This is a genomic window from uncultured Tateyamaria sp. (genome assembly GCF_947494755.1).
Lineage (GTDB): Bacteria > Pseudomonadota > Alphaproteobacteria > Rhodobacterales > Rhodobacteraceae > Tateyamaria.
In genome coordinates, this window is sequence record NZ_CANLVZ010000008.1 from 68635 (window position 1) to 88863 (window position 20229).

Sequence of the window (20229 nt, forward strand, 5' to 3'; positions counted from 1 at the left end):
TGAAAGATACGGGGGGCATATGCAATGGCGGCGGGCTATCTGACGACACATGTACTGGACACCGCGCGCGGGATGCCTGCGGCGGGGATCAAGATCGCGCTTTATCGGGTGTCGGGCAATTCGCACCGCAAGATTGCCGAGGTCGAGACGAATGCGGATGGGCGCACCGACGCGCCGATCTTGCCCGCTGGTAAGATGGAGGTCGGTCACTACGAGTTGGTGTTCTTTTGTGGTCCGTATCTGGACGCACAAGGGCTAAACGGGGACGCCGTCAAATTCCTTGAGAATATCCCGATCCGCTTTGGCATCACGGATAGAGAGGCGCATTATCATGTGCCGCTGTTGCTGTCTCCTTACGGATATTCCACCTATCGCGGCAGCTAGGGCGCAGGACACCTGCGCCTTACCCCCCTTCAAATGCGGCATGGAACGCGACTTGGCCCTGCGGTTCTTTGCCTGACAAGACAAGCCGCTGAAAATAGGGGCTGGGGGCATCACCGTACCACAGCGTATCCACAGACCGAAACCCAAAGCGGGCATAGTAATCGGGACTGCCAAGCAGGAAAACGCATTCAGCGCCCACACCCTTCAAGCGCTCGATCCCCGTGCGGATCAATGCATCGCCAATTCTCTGGCACTGATGCGCGGGGGCAACCGCAACGGGGCCGAGGCCGAACCAAGGCCCGTCTTGCCCATCGACCGCGACCTGGGAAAAGGCTGCATGACCGATGATTTCGTCCTCTTCGACCGCGACCAATGACAGCGTCAGCGCATTGTCGGCACGCATCGCATTGATGATCCCGCCCTCGCTCCCGTCGCTAAAGGACATCGGCGCAAAGGCGGATTGGGTCAGGGCGTAGATGGCGTTGACCTCTTCGGGGCGTTCGTCACGAATGATCATCTGTCGCCTCCAGCAGAGTAATATGTGCGGTGCCGAATTTGCGGCTATCGACAGTCTTGTATCCGGGCGGGGGCAGCATAGTCGTGCTTTCCTCCCATACAATCAGGGCACCCGGGGCCAGCGATCCGCCCGCCGCCGCCAACGCAGGCGCGCCAAGACCTTTGCCATAGGGCGGATCAAGGAACACGAGGTCAAAGAGGGGCGGCGGCAACGCACCCAGCCTCGTCGCATCACTGCGCAAGACATGGGTGATGTGTCGGGCATCGAGCTTGGCGATATTCTCGGCAATGAGACGCTGGCCGGCGCGTCCGTTTTCCACAAAGACAGCCGACGCGGCACCGCGCGACAATGCCTCAAGCCCCAATGCCCCCGTTCCCGCAAACAAATCCAGCACCCGCGCGCCCTCAACAGCGCCGCGACTGCCAAGCATGGAAAACAACGCCTCGCGGACCCGATCAGGAGTGGGGCGCAGATGGGCAGCCACGTCGCCTTTGCCTACATTGGCCAGAGGCACACCGCGCCATCGTCCTGCAATTATCCTCACTTCAAAAGCGCCTTGAGGTCGCTGCTGGCGTTCGCAATCACCTCCGGCGGCGCGCTTTTGCCCGCCTCGATCAACCGCTTGCCGATCATATAACCGCGCGGGTCGTTGGCGGCGTCAACTGCCAGCAACCGATCCCCCTTGTAATACCAAAAGGAGACGGCTTTGCCCCCGTCGCGGGTCACGACGCGGTCATACCCCGTGTTCAGTCCTGCAATCTGCAGCTTGGCGTCAAACTGATCTGACCAGAACCACGGGCGGGCGACGTAATCCTTACCCGCCCCAAGTATATTTTCGGCGACCACTTCGGCCTGATCAATGGCGTTTGGCACGCTTTCCAGCCGGATGCGTTGCCCCTGATAGGGGAACGAGGCGCAATCGCCAGCGGCCCAGACATGCGGCGCTGACGCGCGGCCCTGCGCGTCAGTGGCAATTCCGTTGTCGAGGGTCAGCCCCGCCTGTGCGGCCAAGTCGGTGCCCGGCGCGATGCCCACGCCGACGACCACGAAATCAACTTCAAGCGTGGTACCATCGGTCAATTCAGCACCCGCGACATCCCCATCACCCAACAACCGGGCCAGTCCAATGCCTTCGCGAATGTCCACGTCATGATCCGCGTGAAGCTGTCGAAAATAGGCGCTGGTTTCGGGGGCCGCGACGCGCTGCAAGATACGCTCTGCCATTTCAACCAAGACCACATCCAGACCCAGCTTTGAGGCGACGGCTGCGGCCTCTAGACCGATATAGCCACCGCCCACGATCAGAACCGATGCGCCGGGTCGAAACCGCGGGGCCATGCCGTCCACATCCGCCAGATCGCGCACCGTGAACACGCCACCCAGATCACCGCCAATGGCCGCAGGCAAGCGATGAGGGACAGATCCGGTCGCGAACACCAGATCAGTATACGCCAGCACCTCGCCCCCCAGATCGACAGTCTGCGCGGCTGTATCGACACCCTTCACCGTGCAGCCCAATCGCAGGTCGATATCATGCTCGCCGTAGAACGCTTCGGGCCGCAGAAACATCCGCTCCAGCGGCATGTCACCCATCAGATAGGCCTTGGACAAAGGGGGACGTTGATAGGGCGGAACCGCCTCGGCCCCGACCAGCGTCACGCGACCCTCAAAGCCCCCATTGCGCAGCTTTGCCACGCAAGATGACCCCGCCTGGCCCGCACCGATCACCACAACATGGCTCATATAATTTCCCTTTGGTCTCGCCCTTTGCCGACCCGCAGCCTATATCGCAGAGCAAGGCACACGCAATTCCAAGAAAGGCGCTACGCAATGGCAATTTCCCAAGGCGACACACTTCCCGATGCAACTCTGGTCTATCTGGGCGATGACGGCCCGGCCACGATCAAGCTGAGCGAAAAGACCAAAGGCCGCAAAGTTGTGATCTTTGCCCTGCCCGGTGCCTACACGGGCGTGTGCAGCACGGCTCACGTGCCCAGCTTTATCCGCACCAAGGATCAGTTTGTCGAAAAAGGCGTGGACGAGATTATCTGCGTGTCGGTCAATGACCCCTTTGTGCTGGACGCATGGGACAAATCGACAGGCGCCAGTGACGCCGGGATCACCATGCTGGGTGACGCAGAAGCGGAATTCACGAGCGCGATGGGGCGCACGTTTTCGGCACCACCCGTGGGGCTGATCAACCGCTCCACCCGCTATGCGATGGTGGTCGAGGACGGCACGATCACGCTGCTGCAAGAAGAGGAAAACCCCGGCGTCTGCGACGTGTCGGGAGGAGAAGGTTTGCTCGACGCGATGTAAACGCCGGCATCATCGCGCAGATTGGGCCTCCCGGATGCGGGGGGCCTTTTTTGTGCGATCTTCGGAAGACTTGTAAAGGTGGGGAATTCAAGACCTGACACGCTATGCGTGCAAAATCTAAGCTGTCGCCATCATGGGGTCGTTATTTTCCGGCTCTGCACACAAAGACATTTTCAGCAATTCATTTGACAGGAGAACCGCACATGGCTTCCGTGGAAAAGGACATTGATGCCGCTGCAAACCTGATGGCCAACGACATCAACGCCGCTATGAAGGTCGAAGACCTCAACCAGTTCCTCGCCCTCAAGGACCGGCTCCAAAGCAAGAAACGACCCAAGGGAGGAATGGGCCCGGTCTACGACCTGTTCGAAAGTGGCAAAGCGGACAAGAGCAAGGGGCCGGGCATATTCGACAAGCTCAAAGAATATCCGACCGTACGCGTTGTCGTCTCAAAATCAGACGTCGCCAACAAGCGTACACCGAAAAAGCAGGCCGAATTGATCATCACGAAACCAGGGCAGACGTCCTCATGCCGATCCGCGCACATGATTGGCGCTGCGCGGCACGTTCAATTGACGGTAAACGGCGTCAAAAAGTGGGATACGGGCGGGTTGAAGATGCTCAAGAAGGACTTTCCGGTCCTTTATGAACGGTTTGTCATTGAGTTTGGCAAAGCGTTCAAAAAACAGGGTGTGAACAATCACAAAGGCAAGCCGAAGTTCGAAATAGACGGCGGCGATCCGTTCCACATCGAATTCGAGAAAGCAGAAACTGGCAGTAAGTTCACCCAAGACTGCCTGCATCACTACGCCAAACTGACGCGGATGAAAGGCAAGCCGAAAAACCCGAAATTCGAAGGGTGGAAATACGTCAAGGCGTTCTTCAAGAAGAACAAAAAATACGAAAAAGCTGCCGCCAAATAGCCACCTTGAGGAACCCGGCGTACGTTCGGGTTCCGGCCCACCCTAGCCCACAAGGCTGTCCATCTTGCGCGCAAGCTTCAGATCCAGCGTGCTGACCCCGCCCACATCATGAGTGGTCAGCGTGACCTCGACCTTTTTGTAGACATTAAACCATTCGGGATGGTGATCCCACTTTTCCGACCAGATCGCGACGCGGGTCATCCAGCCGAATGCCTCCACGAAATTGGAGAACTCAAACGTCTTGTGGATCGCATCGCGCCCATCGGCCACCGCCCATCCCGTGTCCAACAACGGGCCAAGCAGGGTGTCGCGTGTCTCATCACTCAGCTTTTCGGTCATTCCTGTTCCTCGATCTGAACCCGCTTGAAGGGGCCATAGTCCGTGAGAATTTCAATCTCCTCTTCCACCGCCTCACGCTCGGCTTCGAGGTAACTTGCAATCGCATCGGCAAAGCCCGGATCACCGACCCAGTGCAGGCTGTGGGTCTGCGTCGGCAGATAGCCACGCGCCAGCTTGTGTTCGCCCTGCGCGCCCGCCTCGACCCGGTCCAGTCCCCGTTCGATGGCGATGTCGATGGCGCGGTAATAACACAGTTCAAAATGCAGACAGGGGTGGTGTTCGCTGCACCCCCAGTATCGGCCATAGAGGGACCGCGCGCCGATAAAATTCAACGCACCGGCCACATATTGCCCATCCCGCTCGGCCAGAACGAGCGCCATGTCATCACGCAGGGTCTCGTGGGCGATGTCGAAAAACCTGCGCGTGAGGTACGGCGTGCCCCATTTGCGCGCGCCGGTGTCCTGATAAAACTGCCAGAACGCATCCCAGTGCTCGGGGCGCAGGTCATCGCCGGTATAGGTCTGGATAGTGCCGCCAAAATCCTGCGCCTGACGGCGTTCCTTGCGGATATTCTTGCGCTTGCGACTGCTGAGAGTGGCAAGAAACCCATCGAAATCTTCATAGCCGGCATTAAGCCAGTGAAACTGCTGCGTGGCGCGCGGCATAAGACCCAATTCGGCCCCCGCGTCCCGCTCCGCTTCGGTGCAAAAGGTCACGTGCAGCGAACTCAGCTTGTTGGTCGCGCCCAGTTGCACCGCACCTTGCACCAGGGCGGACAACCCTGTCTGCGCGAAATCAGGATGGGTCAGAAACCGCCGCCCTGTGGCGGGCGTATGCGGCACGGCGATTTGCAACTTTGGATAATACCGCCCGCCCGCACGTTCAAAGGCGTGCGCCCAGTTGTGATCAAAGATGTACTCACCCTGACTATGCCCCTTGCCATACATCGGGGCCACGCCGATGGTCTGATTGCCGATCTTGGCTTGCAGATATTGCGGCTGCCAGCCTGTGCCGGGCCCCACCGAATTGCTGTCCTCAAGCGCCTTAAGGAACCGGTGCGTGGTAAAAGGATCGTTCGGGCGGCCCCCTTGCGCCGCTTCAGGACACGCGCACGCATCCCACGTGGCCGCATCAATCGCGTTCAGCGACGGCAGCACCCGGATCTCGATCTCTTGCTCGGCGGATTGATCCGTTTCGTGATCCTGCACGCGGGGCTTTCCTTGTCTTGGATGACTGAATGTGTGTCGAATCCGGACAGGTTCAACCTGGCGGCGGCGGCAGATACCCCTCAAAGGTCACATTTTGAGCGACCTGGCGGGCCTCTGCCTCTTGTTGCGCCGAACGGATGGTCCAACACAAGACGTTCGCCCCACCCGCTTTCAGCTCCGCCACGCGCGGCCGCTTCAGATCTGCGGCCTCGTGGCTGATGAATGTGGCACCCACGCGATCAAAGTCGGGGATCTGTCGCAAATGCTCGCATATGGCGACAGGCAGCGGCCAGTTTTCGGGATCATAGCTGCTGGTCACCAGACCGCGGGGAATGTCAGGGCACAACTCCGCCATGCGCTCAACCGCGTGCGGATTGAAGGACATTACCGCAACCGCGCCTTGATAGCTGGTGATGGCTTGGGCGGTTGCCAGCTCCAATGGGCCGACATCGGACCCCATCGCGCCGTCCTGATCCTTGATCTCGATCAGCAGGGGCACCCGACCTGCAACAATTTCCAGAACCTCGTCCAGCGTCGGGATACCTTCGTCGCCGCCCAAAAGCGGCACGTGCGACAGCGCGCTTGCGGCAACCGCGCGAACCGGTCCCGACCCGTCCGCCAGCCGTTCGAGCGCATAGTCATGGAACACCATCGCCTGATCGTCGGCACTCAACTGGACGTCGATTTCGATGCCATACCCGTGACGGATCGCAGCACGGATCGCAGCGCGGCTGTTTTCGGGACGTCCGTCCGTCACATCATGCAAGGCACGATGCGCCAACGGGCTGTTCAGAAAGTCGGCAGGCAGGCGCGGGCTCATTTGATCTGAAAGATGCCTTCGATCTCGACCGCGACACCCAAGGGCAATGATGCCGCCGACACCGCCGAACGGCTGTGACGGCCCGCGTCCCCAAGAGCCTCGACAAGAAAGTCGGACGCGCCATTGATCACCTGGGGCTGATTGGTGAAATCGGCGGTGGAATTGACAAAGCCCGTCAGTTTCACGACGCGTACCAGCCGGTCGATATCCCCGCCGCACGCTGCCTTGATTTGGGCCAGCAGGCTGATGGCGCACAGGCGCGCGGCGGCGGCACCCGCCTCAATATCCATATCCGCGCCCAATTTACCGGTCACCAACCCTTCTGGCCCGTTCGAGATTTGGCCCGACACATAGACGATATCGCCGATCTGGACGAAGGGGACATAGTTGGCCGCGGGTGCGGGCGCGTCGGGCAGTGTGACACCAAGATCGGCGAGGCGGGTTTCGATGGACATGAGGCGATCCCTTTCGTGGGCTATGCGTTTGCCCCGACGCTAGACCGCAGCGCGCAAAGGTAAAAGGGTCAAGATCAGGATTCGCGAAACGCCCGATTGAAATAATCCGCCATCGGCTGCATCAGATACGCCATGGGCGATCGATCCGCCGTGCGCAAGAACGCCTCGACCGGCATGCCGGGAATAAGAACCTGCCCTTCCGCAAGTTTACCCAACTCTCCCGGATTCAGTGCAATTTCGACCCGATAGAACCGCGCGCCGCTTGCCTCATCATCAAAGACATCCGCAGACACCAACACCACCTGCCCCACCAATTCTGGAGTGGTGCGTTGATCCAACGCGGAAAAGCGCAGGTTCACCTGTTGTCCCAACACGATTTGATCGACATGCACCGGATCAACACGGGCGGCGATCACCAGCGGACGGTCCTGGGGAATGATAAAGAGGATGGGTTCGGCACCGCGCACGACCGACCGCATGGTCTGAACGCGCATATTGTACACGATGCCCGATACTGGGGCGCGCAGGGTCATCTGCTCAATATCACTCAGCAGAGCGCGCTGTTCCTGCACCAGTTCCATCTCGCGCGCACGCAGATCACGCAGACGGGTGATGGCCTCTTCACGGCGCGCCGTGGTCAGCCGCAGCACTTCGATCTCAATCTCGATCAGGCGCTGTTCGGACTCGGCCTTGGAGGCCGCTAATTCGCCGATCTGGCCATCCAACGATGCGGATTCGCGCTGCAACGCCAGCACGCGCGAGGTTTGGGTCAGCCCCCGTTCCAGCAGGCTTTGCTGGGCATCCAGTTCGGATTGGATCAGGCCCCGCTGGCGCGCCAAGGCCTGTTCCTGCGCAGTGATCCCGACAATCTGATTTTCGATCTGAGCGCTGCGCCGTTCCAACTGACTGGCCTGGCTTGCAATCGAATCTCGCCGCGCATTGAAGAGATTGCGCTGCCCCGTCACCAATTCCGCCACTTCGGGGCGCGTGGTTTGCGCCTGCACCAAACCCGGATCAAAGGTGATCGTATCGCGCCCGTCGCGTTCGGCCTCAAGCCGGGCACGTCTGGCGGTGAACTCGTATAACTGCCCTTCAACGATCTCCAACGACGTACGCATATGCGTGTCATCCAACCAGATCAGCAGATCGTCAGCCTGCACCACGTCTCCTTCTTTCACTAGAATTTTGGAAACAACGCCGCCCGTTGGGTGCTGGACGATCTGGCGGTTTTGATCGACTTCGACATGCCCGGGCGCGATGATCGCACCGGCGATCCGGGTCGTCGTCGCCCACAAGATCATGCCGCCCAAAAGCCCGAACAACCCGACCACTCCGGCCAAGACCGGCCCCCGCGCAGACCAACGCCCTGTCATCATGCAGCCCCGCGCGCATCAGCAGGCGCACTACCAATGTCGGCATGGTTTTTGACCATGGAGCGCAGGACCTGATCCCGCGGGCCGAACGCGGATCGCACCCCGTTCTCGATCACCAGCAGCAGATCGCATTCCTGAATGGCGGCCGGACGATGCGCCATGATCACGACAGACCGCCCATCGGCCTTTGCCCCCCGGATTGCAGTGTTCAAGGCCTGCGTGCCGGGCGTATCAAGGTTGGAATTAGGCTCGTCCAGCACGAGGATCACCGGATCATCATAAAGCGCGCGCGCAAGGCCGATGCGTTGCATCTGACCGCCAGACAAGCGCTGGCATGTGGCAGCAATCCGGGTGTCATAGCCATCCGGCAGCGCCAGGATCATCTTATGCGCATCCGCTTTTTGCGCCGCTTTGACCACCTTTTGCGGATCGGGGGTGCCTGACAGTCGCGCGATGTTTTCGCTGATGGTCCCTTCGAACAGTCGTACCCGCTGCGGCAGATACCCGATATGGTGCCCCAAGACATCCTGCCCATAGTGATCCAGTGCGGCACCGTCCAACCGGATTGCCCCGGCTGCCGGTCGCCACACCCCTGTCAGGCACCGCGCCAACGTGGATTTACCTGCACCTGACGGCCCGATGACCCCAAGCGCCTGCCCGGCTGGCAACTCAAAGCTCAACCCTTTGAGCGCAGGCAACCGTTCGCCCGGCGGCACCACGCTCATGTCGTTGACGCTCAGATGGGCTTTCGGTTTGGGCAGCGACGTGCGCGCCGTCTCAGGAGGGACCGCCTGAAGCAGATCAGCAAGCGCGCCCCACCCTTGAGCGGCACGCTGCGCGATGCGCCATTGCGTCAACATCGCTTCGATCGGGGCCAACGCCCGGCCCAGTAAGATTGAGCCCGCAATCATCGCACCCGGCGTCATCTCGTTGCGCAAAACAAGAAAGGCTCCAAGCCCCAACATCGCACTTTGCAAAAACAGACGCAGCGTCTTGGTCAGCGAGGAAAATCCGCCTCCGACGTCCGTTGCCTCGATCTGAGCCTCAAGCGCAGCTCCACGCGCCTTTTGCCAGCGATCAAAGGCCGCGTCGCGCATCCCCATCGCCTGTACCATTTCAGCCTCGTTGCGAATTTCATCCGCCAGTGCGTTGGCGCGATGGCCTGCATCATTGGCTGTTTGCTGTGGCCTGCGCGACAGCAGTTGGTTGGCCAGAGCGATCAGGATCAACGCCCCGCCCCCGGCCACGGCCAGCCATCCCAACATCGGATGAAACATAAAAATCGCTGCGACAAAAATCGGTGTCCAGGGCAGGTCAAACAGCGCCAACAAAACCGGCGAGGTCAGAAACCGCTGCACAGCTTGCAGGTCAGACAGACCAGATTGCGACTGGATGTCCGAGGACAGGGCAGATTTGCGCACAACCGCGTCAAAAACCCGTCGGTCAAGATCTGCCTGAAACCGCGCGCCCACGCGGGCCATGATGCGGCCCCGGGCAAAATCGAGGAGTCCCATGACGCCGTACAAGAACACCACCAGTAGTGACAGCGCGATCAACGTCTCCTCGCTGCGGCTGGACAACACGCGGTCATAGACCTGCAACATATAGATAGGCCCGGTCAGCATCAGCATGTTTGCAAACAGGCTGAACAGACCGACAACCCAGTAAAGTCTGCGAGTTGCCGCTCTGGCGGCGCGCAGTTCGGCCCGGCCTGTTTGTCTAGGATCGCTTTGCATCGGCACCTTTTTGCGTGGCCTGGCGGTCTGGCTGGGCATCACGGGTCAACCGCGTATTCTGCCTGTCGCGCAACTGCCACAACTGTGAATTCTATGTCGGTTTCTCTGGGCATTTCGCGCAGACGGTTTAGGTAAAGCATGAATTGGTTTCGGAGATTTTAAGTGCCTCTATTTGCTCGTCTGTCCCGTGTGGCGATCTCGTGTGTTGTCGGCCTGTCGGTTGCGGCCTGTGCTGTCCCCACCAGCGGGCCGGGCGTGGTCGACGGCGTCTATGACCCCTATGAGGACCGCAACCGCCGCGTTCACCAGTTCAACCGGAACCTTGACCGCAACATCGTACGGCCCGCCGCCATCGGATATTCCGCCGCACTTCCGGACGAAGTCGAAGACAGCATTGGCCATTTCGCCGCCAATCTGGGCGAGCCCTCGGTCGTGGTAAACTCGCTATTACAGGGGGATTTGCGCGGTGCGGGCGTATCAACCGTACGCTTTGTGACGAATTCCACAATCGGCCTTTTGGGCTTTTTCGATGCCGCGACCGAGTTGAAACTGCCCGCCCATGACACCGACTTTGGCGAGACGTTGTTTGTGTGGGGTGTGGGCGAAGGGGCCTATCTTGAGCTGCCCGTGCTTGGCCCTTCGACCAGCCGCAATGCGACCGGCAAGTTTGTCGATTTGTTCACCAACCCGCTGACCTATATCCTCGACAGCCCCGAAGCGTATTACGGCACAATCGCCGGTGTCGCAGCCGGGCTTGGGACGCGGGGGCGGTTTTCAGATACAGTGGATTCGATCCTGTACGACAGTGCAGACAGCTATGCGCAGGCACGGCTGATCTATCTGCAGAATCGCAGGTTCAAATTGGGTGATGGCCAATCGGTGCAAGCACAGGAAATCGACCCGTTTGCACTGGATACAGAGGGGTTTTGACCATGCAACGACGTCATTTTTTCGCACTGAGCAGTGCCAGTGCGGTCATGTCTGCCCTCCCGGCATTAGCCTTGACCGAAGCGGGGGCGGGCAACCTTGTCAACGCGCTGGTGGGTGAGATCAACCGGGTGATCGCCTCTGGCAAGAGCGAGGCCGCGATGATCCGCGATTTCGAGGGGATCTTTGCCCGCTATAGCGATACCTCCTATGTCTCGGCCTATGCGATGGGCGTGGATGGGCGGCGTGCCACAGCGGCCCAGAAGCGGGCGTTTTCGACCGCCTTTCAGGGATACATCGCGCGCAAATACGGCAAGCGGTTCCGTGAATTCATCGGCGGGCGGCTTGAGGTCAAAGGGGCCAAAACCGTGAAGAACTGGATCGAGGTTGAAACCACGGCCTTCCTGCGCGGCGAGGCTCCGTTCACGGTGACATTCCATGTCTCTGACCGCTCGGGCAGAGAGCTGTTTTTCAACATGTTCATCGAAGGGGTGAACCTGCTGCTGACGGAACGGACAGAAGTGGGCGCGTTGATCGACCGCAATGGCGGCGACATCGACGCGATGATCGCGGATTTGCGCGCACTCGGCTGATTATCGATCAGACCCGGAGCGATTTTCGTTGGTCCGGGATCCGCTGCCACCGCCCAGAATGTCGTTCAACAACATCTGAATCAGCCCCTCGGTCGAGCGGGGGACATCGCGCTGCTGCGACCTTGGTGCTGGTTGCTGAGGCTGCGGGGCAACACCCGCAGGTGCGCGCATCGGCAAGGGGCGCACCGGCAACCCTTCATGCACGCGCACCATGGTTTCCTTCCAAATCTCGGTCGGAAGGCCACCGCCGGTCACACCCGTGAGGGGCGTGTTGTCGTCATAGCCCATCCAGACTCCGGTGACGTAATCCGCCGTAAAGCCGATGAACCAGGCATCCCGCGCTGCCTGGGTCGTGCCGGTCTTGCCTGCAATCTCGCGCCCGCCGAATTGAGCGCGCCCGCCAGTGCCCTGGCTGACAACCTTTTCCATCACCCAGATCAGCTCGGCAGCCGCATTTTCCTGAATAACCCGCTCTCCGATGCCGCCCCCGGTTCCCATCAGCGGCTGGTCATCGCCCTGCAGGCGCAAGTCGATCAGACCGTAGGGTGTGACAGACGAGCCACCATTCAGAATGCCCGCATAGGCCCCGGTCATCTCAAGCAATGTGCTTTCAGACGCGCCAAGCGCGAGCGCAGGCCCTGCGGCCAGATCACTCTCAATCCCGAAATCGCTGGCGATCCGGCGCACAAGGTCGCGCCCGACGCTTTCGGCGACCTTAACGGTAGGAATGTTCAACGATTGCGCCAGCGACTCTGTCAGTGTCACCCGACCCCGGAACTTGTTGTCGTAGTTCTTGGGCGACCATGGGCCCGAGCCGGGGATGTCGATGGTCAGGGGTGCATCATCCACCGTGTCATACGGCGAGTATCCCAGCTCAAGCGCGGCCGCATATACAAAGGGCTTGAAGGCGGACCCGGTCTGGCGTTCGGCCTGAATGGCGCGGTTGAACACGCCTGACACGCGGGTTTCCCGCCCACCGACCATGGCACGCACGGCCCCATCGGCGCTCATCACCACAATGGCGGCCTGCGCCTTGGACCCCTCACGGACCTTGTTTTCAAAGACGAACTTCAACGCCTCTTCGGCGCTGCGCTGAATGCGCTGATCAAGGGTGGTACGAATGATCACGTCTTCGGTGGTGTTGCGGGTAAAGAACTCGGGGCCGGTCGACATGACCCAATCCGCGAAATAGCCCCCCGCCTGACGCCGCGCAGCAGCAGACAGCACGGCTGGATTGGCCTGCCACTTTGCCACTTCGGCGCCTGACAGATACCCCTGTTCACCCATCAGCCGCAGCACGGTTGCCGCACGATCTTGCGAGCGTTGCAAATCGGATGTGGGGGCAAGACGCGACGGCGCGGTGAGCAAACCGGCCAACATCGCCCCTTCGGCGGGCGTGACCTCGGCGGCGTGCTTGCCGAAATAGCGCTGCGAGGCGGCTTCGGCCCCATAGGCCCCACCACCCATGTAAGCGCGGTTCATATAGATAGAGAGGATTTCGTCCTTGGAATACTTGACCTCCATCGCCAGCGCATAGATCGCCTCTTTGGCTTTGCGGGCCAGCGATCCGCGGCGACAATCTGCGACATAAGCCGCCTCAGTCTTCCACTCGGATGGGTCATATTCCACGCCAAGGCACAGCAACTTGGCCGTCTGTTGTGTGATCGTGGAGCCGCCATGGCCCTGCAACGCACCGCGCCCTTCGGAAAGGTTGATGCGCACCGCACTCGCGATGCCACGCGGGCTGAGACCAAAATGTCGGTAAAACCGCTTGTCCTCGGTCGCGACAACGGCGTTTTTCAGCCCCGGCGCAACAGTCTCGGTCGTCACCGCGCCGCCAAACTGATCGCCGCGCCATGCAAAGACGGCATTGTCCTGATCCATCAAGGTCACAGAGCCGCGCGCGCGACCATCCAGCAGGCGCTCCACATCCGGCAGCGTTGTCCAGAAGTACCCGACCGCCAAGGCAAGAACCGTGCAGGCGACAAAGGTGACACGCCACGTGACTTTCCAGATCAGGCGCAACACCCACCGGAACGCGCGCGTCAGAATATTGCCCGAGCGCTTGGGCTTGGCCGCCTTGCGCCGCTTGGGCGCGGGCTTTTTCGCGGTGGTTTTGGCACGGGTTTTGGGATAGCGCCGATCCGCCACCAAAGGCCGTTTGCCTTTTCTTGAATCACTCATGTTTGACCCCTGCCCGGCCTTTTGTTTTGCCTACCATATCGGGTTTGTGCCGCATTGCCACGTCCTGCATCCAAACATTGAGCGATTCCTGAGTGATTAATTTTTAGGCGATCAAGCGGATTTGCGCATTTTTTACGCACACTACCAGATCGCAGCGCCCATATTCACCGACCCAATCTTTGCCTGACCGCCGCAATACCCTCTTTTGCGGACCATATTGCAGCGCAGCCTGCTTACGAAAAGGGGACACGAGTGAAACTCATCATTGCAACGATCAAACCGTTCAAACTGGAAGAGGTCCGCGAAGCGCTGACCGAAGCCGGTGTGCGCGGCATGATGGTCACGGAAATCAAAGGGTTCGGGTCACAATCGGGCCACACCGAAATCTACCGCGGTGCCGAATACGCGGTCAATTTCGTACCCAAGATCAAAATCGAGATCGTGGTTGCCGAAAGCATGGCCGACCAGATCGTCGAAACCATCACGAAAACGGCCCAGACGGGCAAAATCGGGGACGGCAAGATCTTTGTCCTTGATGTGCAACAGGCCGTGCGCGTCCGCACCGGCGAAACCAACGAAGACGCCATCTAAGCGCTCCAGCAAAGGGAAAAACGGACAATGAAACTTACGAAATCTCTCCTCGTTGGCGCGGCCCTCACCGCCTTGCCGACGCTGGCGCTCGCTCAGGACGGGCCGACGCCCGGGGTGAACGCCTCGACCGACAGCGTGTTCATCTTCAACTCGCTGCTGTTCCTCATCGGCGGCTTTCTGGTGTTCTGGATGGCGGCCGGGTTCGCCATGCTCGAGGCTGGCCTTGTGCGCAGCAAGAACGTGACGATGCAGCTGACCAAGAACATCGCGCTGTTTTCGCTGGCGGCAATCTTTTACTACCTGATCGGCTACAACCTCATGTACCCGCTCGGCACATGGATGATGGAAGGCGTCCTGTCAGGCGTCTGGGGCCCCGGGGTTCTGGAAGCGGTCGGCGTGACAGCCGACGCCGCTGACGACTATGGCTATGCCTCGACCGGCTCGGACTTCTTCTTTCAATTGATGTTCTGTGCGACGACGGCATCTATCGTGTCGGGCACCGTGGCCGAGCGGATCAAGCTCTGGCCCTTCCTGATCTTCGTGATCGTGCTCACATCCGTGATCTATCCGCTGCAAGCCAGCTGGAAATGGGGCGGTGGTTTCCTGGACGAAATGGGCTTCCTCGACTTCGCCGGTTCGACTGTCGTGCACTCGGTCGGTGGCTGGGCGGCTCTTGTGGGCGCGTTGATCCTTGGTCCCCGTATCGGCAAGTACAACAAGGAAGGCCGCGTCGTGCCGATGCCCGGTTCGAACCTGGCGCTGGCCACACTGGGTACATTCATCCTGTGGCTGGGTTGGTTCGGCTTCAACGGTGGTTCGCAGCTTGCGATGGGCACCGTGGGTGATGTGGCTGACGTGTCGCGCATCTTTGCCAACACCAACACGGCCGCTGCCGGTGGTGCGATTGCGGCACTGATCCTGACACAGCTCCTCTACAAGAAGCCCGACCTCACGATGGTGCTGAACGGCGCGCTTGCGGGCCTCGTGTCGATCACAGCCGAGCCGCTGACGCCCTCCCTTGGGGCCGCGACCCTGATCGGTGCCGTTGGTGGTGTGATCGTCGTCTTCGCAGTGCCATTCCTCGACAAACTGAAGATCGACGATGTGGTCGGTGCCATCCCGGTTCACCTGTTCGCAGGCATCTGGGGCACGATCGCGGTCGTTCTGACCAATGGCGATGCGTCGCTTGGCGTCCAGCTTTACTCGATCCTCGTGGTGGGTGTGTTCACCGTCGTGGCCTCGGGCATCATCTGGTTCATCCTGAAGGTGACCATGGGCATCCGGGTCAGCGAAGAGGACGAGATCAACGGCCTCGACATGTCGGAACTGGGCATGGAAGCCTATCCTGAATTCTCCAAAGGCTGAGCTCCTTCCTCTCGACCTTAGAGACAAACCTGACCGGGCGTTCGCGCCCGGTCTTTTTATGTGAAAAGCCCGGCCTGCGCAGATGGCAGGCCGGGCTTTTTGAGCATTTACTGGAACAAAGAAAGGGTCAGACGCCTGATTGCACAATCGCGTCCGCAAGGATCGGCACGGTCTGTGCGTTCAGACCGGCGATGTTCATACGGCTATCCCCAACCATGTAGATCCCGTGATCTTCGCGCATCTTTTTCACCATCTCGGGCGTGGTGCCAAGGCGCGAGAACATACCACGGTGCTGCGCGAGAAAGCCGAAGCGGTCGGAACCGGCGCGCTGCTGTAGTTCGCGCGCAAGCTGTTCGCGCAGGGACAGCATCGACAGCCGCACCTCTTCCAACTCGGCCTGCCAGTCGGCGCGCAACGCATCATCATTCAGGATCATCGTCACCAAACGCGCCCCGTGATCGGGCGGGAACGAAAAGTTCTGACGGTTGAGGAAGGCCAGCGTACCTTGGGCGATCCCCTTGTCGGTGCCATTTGCCACCATCATCATGATGCCGGTCCGTTCGCGGTAAATCCCGAAATTCTTGGAACAGCTCGCTGCGATCAGACATTCAGGCACCACCGCTGCAACGGCGCGGGTGGCTGCCGCGTCTTCGTCCAAGCCGTCGCCAAAGCCTTGATAGGCGATGTCGATCATGGGCGTCGCGCCCGTGTCTTGCAGGGTTTTGATCACCTCGTGCCATTGCGGCATCGTCAGATTCGCGCCGGTGGGGTTGTGACAGCACCCGTGCAGCAACACGACATCGCCGGGTTTGGTGGATTTCAGATCCTCGATCATACCGTCAAAATCAACGCCGCGCGTGGCATCATCGAAATAGCGATAAAGGACCGTCTCGATCCCCAGATAGCTGAGGATAGACAGGTGGTTGGGCCATGTGGGATTTGACACGAACACCCGTGCATTCGGGTTCGACATCTGTATCAACTCAAACGCTTGTCGCACCGCGCCTGTCCCACCGGGGGTGGCTGCGGCGGCGACTTTATCGCGCGCAATACTGTCGCCAAGGACCAGCTTGATCATTGCGTCCGAAAACGCCGGATCGCCCGCAAGCCCTACATAAGTCTTGGTGGTTTCGGCCTGCCACAAATGTTGTTCGGCGGCCTTTATTGCGCGCATCACAGGCGTGTTGCCGGTCGCGTCCTTGTAGACCCCAACACCCAGATCGACCTTTTGGTCGCGCGGGTCGTCGCGGTACATCTGCACCAATTGCAGGATGGCATCGGGTTTCTGGGCACTCAGGTGTTCAAACATCAGGCGTCTCCGGTTGCGACGGGCACGGTGGGGAACATGCCCCATTCGGCCCAACTGCCGTCATAAAGCGACCAGCGATCATGGCCGATCCGTTCAAGGGCGAGGCCAAGGATGGCAGCTGTGATCCCGGACCCGCAGCTTGTAATCACGGGTGCGCTCAGATCAACGCCTGCCTCCTCAAAGACGGCGCGAAGCTGATCGGGCGACTTCATGGTCTGATCCGTGTTCAAAAGCGTGTTGAACGGGACATTACGCGCGCCGGGAATGTGACCGGCTCGCAAACCTTCGCGCGGCTCTGGCGCGTCGCCCCGGAAGCGAGCAGCGGCGCGGGCATCGACAATCTGGGTGGTCCCCAGTTTCGAGGCCTGGCTGACTTGGGTCACATCGCGCACAAGCTGGTTCTGATAGCGCACCGTCAGGTGGCGGTCCTTGACGACGGGGGCGAGGTCTTCGGTCGGGTGCCCTTCGGCCTGCCACTTGAGAAAACCACCATCCAACACGGCCACATCACGATGGCCCATCAGTTTGAACAGCCACCACACGCGCGGCGCGCTCAGCAATCCGGCCCCGTCATAGACGACAATCTGGTGCCCATCACCCACGCCCATGCTGCGCATCCGCGACATGAACTTTTCCACCGGCGGGGCCATATGCGGCAGGTCCGAGCGGGCATCGCTGATCTCATCAATGTCAAAAAATCGTGCGCCGGGGATGTGGGCCGTATGATATTCGGCCTGAGGATCGCGCCCGGCGTCCGGCAGATACCACGACGCATCCAGCACCCGCAGATCGGGGTCCTTGAGGTGGTCTGAAAGCCAGGCAGTTGACACGAGAGTTTTGGGATCATCGGACATCGGGGCAGTCCCTTCAGGCGGTACAAAAACGCCCTTGGGTAACGCCGCAGTCGCGTTGAGGCAAGGGCTTAGCCCTGTTTGAGCAGACGTTGCTTTTGACGACCCCAATCGCGCTTGGCGGAGGTGTCGCGCTTGTCGTGCAATTTCTTACCCTTGGCGATACCGATTTTGATTTTGGCCATCCCCTTGTGGTTGAAATAAAGGACAAGCGGCACGAGGGTCATGCCCTTGCGTTGGGTCGCATTCCACAAGTTCGCAAGCTCTTTGCGGCTGACCAGAAGTTTGCGGCGGCGGCGTTCTTCGTGTTTGAACATCTTGGCCTGCTCGTAAGGCGCGATATAGGAATTCACGAGCCAAAGCTCGCCATCCTCGACGGCGGCATAGCTTTCGGCGATATTCGCCCCACCCTTGCGCAAGGACTTGACCTCCGAGCCTTCAAGGATAATCCCACATTCCAGATCATCCTCGATCGCATAGTCAAAGCGCGCGCGCCGGTTTTCGGCGGCGACCTTGTAGTTGGGATCTGATTTACCTTGGGCCATGGGGATGGGATGTAGGGGGTGGACCTGGGGCGCGCAAGGGCTGCGGCGGTTTTACCGAATCGCAGGAGTATCGGCGCGATACTGGGCCGCGACAGGAAAAGGGACGACATGATGCGAATTTGGTTGAGTGTATTGGCACTTCTGGTCTTGGCCGGATGCACCGAAAGCGTGTCCAGAAATGCAAATGCCCGGGTCCTGATGATGGGTGACAGCATGTTCGCAATCCACGGCGCATCGCGTAAATCCGTTGCTCACCAGCTTGAGGCGCGCTTGGGCGAACCGGTGGTCGATCGATCCGTGTCCGGCGCACAATATCTGTATGCCCTTCCGATCAGCGGGAGCCTTGGGCTGCGCATCGGGCGGCAATATCAGGCCAGCGATTGGGATTGGGTGATCGTGAACGGCGGGGGCAACGATCTGTGGCTGACCTGCGGGTGCCGGGCCTGCAATGCCAAGCTTGACCGGCTCATCTCGGCAGATGGAAAGACGGGCGAGATTGTTGATGTGGTCTCAACCGCGCGGGCGGGAGGCGCGAAGGTTGTTTACGCAGGCTATTTGCGCACGCCGGGTGTGCCATCCTCGATTGACCACTGCAAAGCCTACGGCGATGCGCTGGAGGCGCGTCTGGCCCGCATGGCTGCCCGCGATGGGGGGATCTGGTTTGTGTCGATGGCCGATCTTGTGCCCAACGGAGATCGCAGTTTTCACGGGCCGGACCTGATCCACCCTTCGCACAAGGGCAGTGCGGCAATCGCAGCGCGGATCGCAGCGGCGATCAAGGCGGCAACGTAGAGGGCGGAGGACACCTCCGCCTTACCGGATGGCGCGTAAGGCGGAGGTGTCCTCCGCGCGGTTTGCTGCCTTAGTCGCCGAGTTTCTTGTGCACTTCCTCAAGATCAATCTCGCCGGTTGGCATCTTGTTGCTGGGGTCTTCAAAGTCATATTTGAATAGGTCGAAATCGCGCTTGAAGATTTCATAGACGAGATGCATCGACAGATCGTCAAAGTAGTCTTCGACCGGATGAGCCCGCTTGGGACCATGCCCCTCACTTTCATTAAAACGAGGAATGTCGGCGATGTTCACGCTATGCGGCGTCTCGATGGCGGACATGACATCCTCCATGCCCTCATTGAACTTTTCGGTCCAGATGATCTTGTCATAGCGCCCACCGTTCACAATGAACGTCGACACATGCCCGGACATGGCCGACCAGTGAATGTCAGGCTCCATTGGGCGACGCCAGCGGATGGTGTCACGGGCAAACAGCAGGAACCGGCGGAAGGACTTGACCTGATCGAATTCCTGCTTGCCATCGTCCCCGCCCACTTCGATCCCGTATTTCTGGATCAAGAGCGGGACGAGGTTGCCCCGATACCGTTTGCCGTTGCGCTGGATGCCGCAAATCTTGTCGAAGAAGGAACTGAGGATGCGCGTGTAAGGATTGCGCACGCAGGTGAACGAGTAGCTTTCATGGGCCTTTACGTTTTCGGTAATGATCGGCTGACTCTGCTCGAGCGCCCATTTGTGCATGCCACCCTTGGCGTCGTGAATATCACCGTCAAAGAACTCACCATGATCCGAATAATACATGATCTGGCCGATGGTCGAGCAGGCGCATTTGGGCACCACGCGGTACACCACGCTCTCGCTCTCCGTCATCCAAGTGCCGGGAAATCCCATACTGCTCGTCCCTTTTACGCCGTCACATCCCTGTGTGACTTTCACTGTTCTCAAAAAACCAAAGAAATCAGGTTTATTCAATCTCTCCTTAGCTTTATCTACGTAGACA

The 20229-nt window shown here is 59.8% G+C and carries 22 protein-coding genes; 8 read left to right on the forward strand and 14 right to left on the reverse strand.

Going from position 1 to position 20229, the window contains the following annotated elements:
* The first annotated feature begins 24 nt into the window (after positions 1-24).
* Entirely contained in the window at positions 25-384 is a 360-nt protein-coding gene (gene uraH / locus Q0908_RS11565; protein ID WP_299284155.1) for a hydroxyisourate hydrolase, read from the forward strand.
* Positions 385-403: 19 nt separating this feature from the next.
* On the opposite strand, the gene Q0908_RS11570 is transcribed toward uraH, so the two are convergent.
* The 3 genes from Q0908_RS11570 to Q0908_RS11580 are packed head-to-tail and all read right to left on the reverse strand — an operon-like array spanning position 404 to position 2644.
* Positions 404-901, reverse strand: coding sequence for an N-acetyltransferase (locus tag Q0908_RS11570; RefSeq protein WP_299284157.1), 498 nt, complete (start codon positions 899-901; stop codon positions 404-406).
* Positions 888-1445, reverse strand: coding sequence for a 16S rRNA (guanine(966)-N(2))-methyltransferase RsmD (rsmD, locus tag Q0908_RS11575; protein WP_299284160.1), 558 nt, complete (start codon positions 1443-1445; stop codon positions 888-890). The genes Q0908_RS11570 and rsmD overlap by 14 nt, the downstream gene beginning before the upstream one ends.
* Positions 1442-2644 (reverse strand): FAD-dependent oxidoreductase, encoded by a 1203-nt coding sequence (locus Q0908_RS11580; protein WP_299284162.1) that lies wholly within the window; start codon positions 2642-2644, stop codon positions 1442-1444. Before Q0908_RS11580 ends, rsmD begins: the two co-directional genes overlap by 4 nt.
* An 87-nt stretch (positions 2645-2731) precedes the next feature.
* Between Q0908_RS11580 and Q0908_RS11585 the strand changes: the two genes are divergently transcribed.
* Both Q0908_RS11585 and Q0908_RS11590 read left to right on the forward strand, forming a co-directional pair.
* A complete protein-coding gene (locus Q0908_RS11585; protein ID WP_299284164.1) occupies positions 2732-3220 on the forward strand; it encodes a peroxiredoxin in 489 nt (162 codons plus the stop codon).
* Between the two features lie 203 nt (positions 3221-3423).
* Entirely contained in the window at positions 3424-4143 is a 720-nt protein-coding gene (locus tag Q0908_RS11590; RefSeq protein ID WP_299284166.1) for a hypothetical protein, read from the forward strand.
* A gap of 42 nt (positions 4144-4185) precedes the next feature.
* Here the strand turns inward: Q0908_RS11590 and Q0908_RS11595 are convergent, their stop codons facing one another.
* From Q0908_RS11595 to Q0908_RS11620, 6 genes are all read right to left on the reverse strand, one after another.
* A complete protein-coding gene (locus tag Q0908_RS11595) occupies positions 4186-4482 on the reverse strand; it encodes a 4a-hydroxytetrahydrobiopterin dehydratase (RefSeq protein ID WP_299284167.1) in 297 nt (98 codons plus the stop codon).
* Positions 4479-5690 carry a GNAT family N-acetyltransferase gene (locus tag Q0908_RS11600; RefSeq protein WP_299284169.1) on the reverse strand — a complete coding sequence of 404 codons (1212 nt, stop codon included), beginning with the start codon at positions 5688-5690 and terminating at the stop codon, positions 4479-4481. The genes Q0908_RS11595 and Q0908_RS11600 overlap by 4 nt, the downstream gene beginning before the upstream one ends.
* Before the next feature lie 52 nt (positions 5691-5742).
* Positions 5743-6510 (reverse strand): glycerophosphodiester phosphodiesterase family protein, encoded by a 768-nt coding sequence (locus Q0908_RS11605; protein WP_299284172.1) that lies wholly within the window; start codon positions 6508-6510, stop codon positions 5743-5745.
* Positions 6507-6965, reverse strand: coding sequence for a RidA family protein (locus Q0908_RS11610; protein ID WP_299284175.1), 459 nt, complete (start codon positions 6963-6965; stop codon positions 6507-6509). Before Q0908_RS11610 ends, Q0908_RS11605 begins: the two co-directional genes overlap by 4 nt.
* Before the next feature lie 74 nt (positions 6966-7039).
* Positions 7040-8338, reverse strand: coding sequence for an HlyD family type I secretion periplasmic adaptor subunit (locus Q0908_RS11615; RefSeq protein ID WP_299284178.1), 1299 nt, complete (start codon positions 8336-8338; stop codon positions 7040-7042).
* A complete protein-coding gene (locus tag Q0908_RS11620) occupies positions 8338-10074 on the reverse strand; it encodes a type I secretion system permease/ATPase (protein ID WP_299284476.1) in 1737 nt (578 codons plus the stop codon). Before Q0908_RS11620 ends, Q0908_RS11615 begins: the two co-directional genes overlap by 1 nt.
* A gap of 162 nt (positions 10075-10236) precedes the next feature.
* On the opposite strand from Q0908_RS11620, the gene Q0908_RS11625 reads away from it, so the two are divergent.
* Both Q0908_RS11625 and Q0908_RS11630 read left to right on the forward strand, forming a co-directional pair.
* Complete coding sequence (locus tag Q0908_RS11625) at positions 10237-11004, forward strand: VacJ family lipoprotein (protein WP_299284181.1); 768 nt, start codon at positions 10237-10239, stop codon at positions 11002-11004.
* 2 nt (positions 11005-11006) lie between these two features.
* Complete coding sequence (locus Q0908_RS11630) at positions 11007-11594, forward strand: phospholipid-binding protein MlaC (protein WP_299284184.1); 588 nt, start codon at positions 11007-11009, stop codon at positions 11592-11594.
* Here the strand turns inward: Q0908_RS11630 and Q0908_RS11635 are convergent, their stop codons facing one another.
* On the reverse strand, positions 11595-13778 hold the full coding sequence (locus tag Q0908_RS11635; RefSeq protein WP_299284187.1) for a transglycosylase domain-containing protein: 2184 nt from the start codon (positions 13776-13778) through the stop codon (positions 11595-11597).
* A gap of 252 nt (positions 13779-14030) precedes the next feature.
* On the opposite strand from Q0908_RS11635, the gene Q0908_RS11640 reads away from it, so the two are divergent.
* Complete coding sequence (locus Q0908_RS11640; protein WP_299151566.1) at positions 14031-14369, forward strand: P-II family nitrogen regulator; 339 nt, start codon at positions 14031-14033, stop codon at positions 14367-14369.
* Positions 14370-14396: 27 nt separating this feature from the next.
* On the forward strand, positions 14397-15734 hold the full coding sequence (locus Q0908_RS11645; protein ID WP_299284191.1) for an ammonium transporter: 1338 nt from the start codon (positions 14397-14399) through the stop codon (positions 15732-15734).
* Positions 15735-15861: 127 nt separating this feature from the next.
* Here the strand turns inward: Q0908_RS11645 and Q0908_RS11650 are convergent, their stop codons facing one another.
* From Q0908_RS11650 to smpB, 3 genes are all read right to left on the reverse strand, one after another.
* On the reverse strand, positions 15862-17043 hold the full coding sequence (locus tag Q0908_RS11650; RefSeq protein WP_299284194.1) for an amino acid aminotransferase: 1182 nt from the start codon (positions 17041-17043) through the stop codon (positions 15862-15864).
* The gene (sseA, locus tag Q0908_RS11655; protein WP_299284197.1) at positions 17043-17897 is read right to left on the reverse strand and encodes a 3-mercaptopyruvate sulfurtransferase; all 855 of its coding nucleotides are present in this window, start codon (positions 17895-17897) and stop codon (positions 17043-17045) included. Before sseA ends, Q0908_RS11650 begins: the two co-directional genes overlap by 1 nt.
* A gap of 68 nt (positions 17898-17965) precedes the next feature.
* Positions 17966-18439: an SsrA-binding protein SmpB gene (gene smpB, locus Q0908_RS11660; protein ID WP_299284200.1), complete on the reverse strand. Its 474-nt coding sequence runs from the start codon at positions 18437-18439 to the stop codon at positions 17966-17968.
* Positions 18440-18547: 108 nt separating this feature from the next.
* On the opposite strand from smpB, the gene Q0908_RS11665 reads away from it, so the two are divergent.
* Positions 18548-19231 (forward strand): SGNH/GDSL hydrolase family protein, encoded by a 684-nt coding sequence (locus tag Q0908_RS11665; protein ID WP_366869079.1) that lies wholly within the window; start codon positions 18548-18550, stop codon positions 19229-19231.
* Between the two features lie 70 nt (positions 19232-19301).
* Here Q0908_RS11665 and Q0908_RS11670 read toward each other — a convergent pair whose 3' ends face one another.
* On the reverse strand, positions 19302-20120 hold the full coding sequence (locus tag Q0908_RS11670; RefSeq protein WP_299284203.1) for a sulfotransferase family protein: 819 nt from the start codon (positions 20118-20120) through the stop codon (positions 19302-19304).
* Between the last annotated feature and the right edge of the window lie 109 nt (positions 20121-20229).

Bases quoted from the DNA above. Each gene is read 5' to 3' on its own strand.
- uraH (WP_299284155.1), top strand. From the start codon at position 25: ATGGCGGCGGGCTATCTGACGACACATGTACTGGACACCGCGCGCGGG.
- Q0908_RS11570 (WP_299284157.1), bottom strand. From the start codon at position 901: ATGATCATTCGTGACGAACGCCCCGAAGAGGTCAACGCCATCTACGCC.
- Q0908_RS11580 (WP_299284162.1), bottom strand. From the start codon at position 2,644: ATGAGCCATGTTGTGGTGATCGGTGCGGGCCAGGCGGGGTCATCTTGC.
- Q0908_RS11585 (WP_299284164.1), top strand. From the start codon at position 2,732: ATGGCAATTTCCCAAGGCGACACACTTCCCGATGCAACTCTGGTCTAT.
- Q0908_RS11590 (WP_299284166.1), top strand. From the start codon at position 3,424: ATGGCTTCCGTGGAAAAGGACATTGATGCCGCTGCAAACCTGATGGCC.
- Q0908_RS11595 (WP_299284167.1), bottom strand. From the start codon at position 4,482: ATGACCGAAAAGCTGAGTGATGAGACACGCGACACCCTGCTTGGCCCG.
- Q0908_RS11605 (WP_299284172.1), bottom strand. From the start codon at position 6,510: ATGAGCCCGCGCCTGCCTGCCGACTTTCTGAACAGCCCGTTGGCGCAT.
- Q0908_RS11610 (WP_299284175.1), bottom strand. From the start codon at position 6,965: ATGTCCATCGAAACCCGCCTCGCCGATCTTGGTGTCACACTGCCCGAC.
- Q0908_RS11615 (WP_299284178.1), bottom strand. From the start codon at position 8,338: ATGACAGGGCGTTGGTCTGCGCGGGGGCCGGTCTTGGCCGGAGTGGTC.
- Q0908_RS11620 (WP_299284476.1), bottom strand. From the start codon at position 10,074: ATGCAAAGCGATCCTAGACAAACAGGCCGGGCCGAACTGCGCGCCGCC.
- Q0908_RS11630 (WP_299284184.1), top strand. From the start codon at position 11,007: ATGCAACGACGTCATTTTTTCGCACTGAGCAGTGCCAGTGCGGTCATG.
- Q0908_RS11635 (WP_299284187.1), bottom strand. From the start codon at position 13,778: ATGAGTGATTCAAGAAAAGGCAAACGGCCTTTGGTGGCGGATCGGCGC.
- Q0908_RS11645 (WP_299284191.1), top strand. From the start codon at position 14,397: ATGAAACTTACGAAATCTCTCCTCGTTGGCGCGGCCCTCACCGCCTTG.
- Q0908_RS11650 (WP_299284194.1), bottom strand. From the start codon at position 17,043: ATGTTTGAACACCTGAGTGCCCAGAAACCCGATGCCATCCTGCAATTG.
- sseA (WP_299284197.1), bottom strand. From the start codon at position 17,897: ATGTCCGATGATCCCAAAACTCTCGTGTCAACTGCCTGGCTTTCAGAC.
- smpB (WP_299284200.1), bottom strand. From the start codon at position 18,439: ATGGCCCAAGGTAAATCAGATCCCAACTACAAGGTCGCCGCCGAAAAC.
- Q0908_RS11665 (WP_366869079.1), top strand. From the start codon at position 18,548: ATGATGCGAATTTGGTTGAGTGTATTGGCACTTCTGGTCTTGGCCGGA.
- Q0908_RS11670 (WP_299284203.1), bottom strand. From the start codon at position 20,120: ATGGGATTTCCCGGCACTTGGATGACGGAGAGCGAGAGCGTGGTGTAC.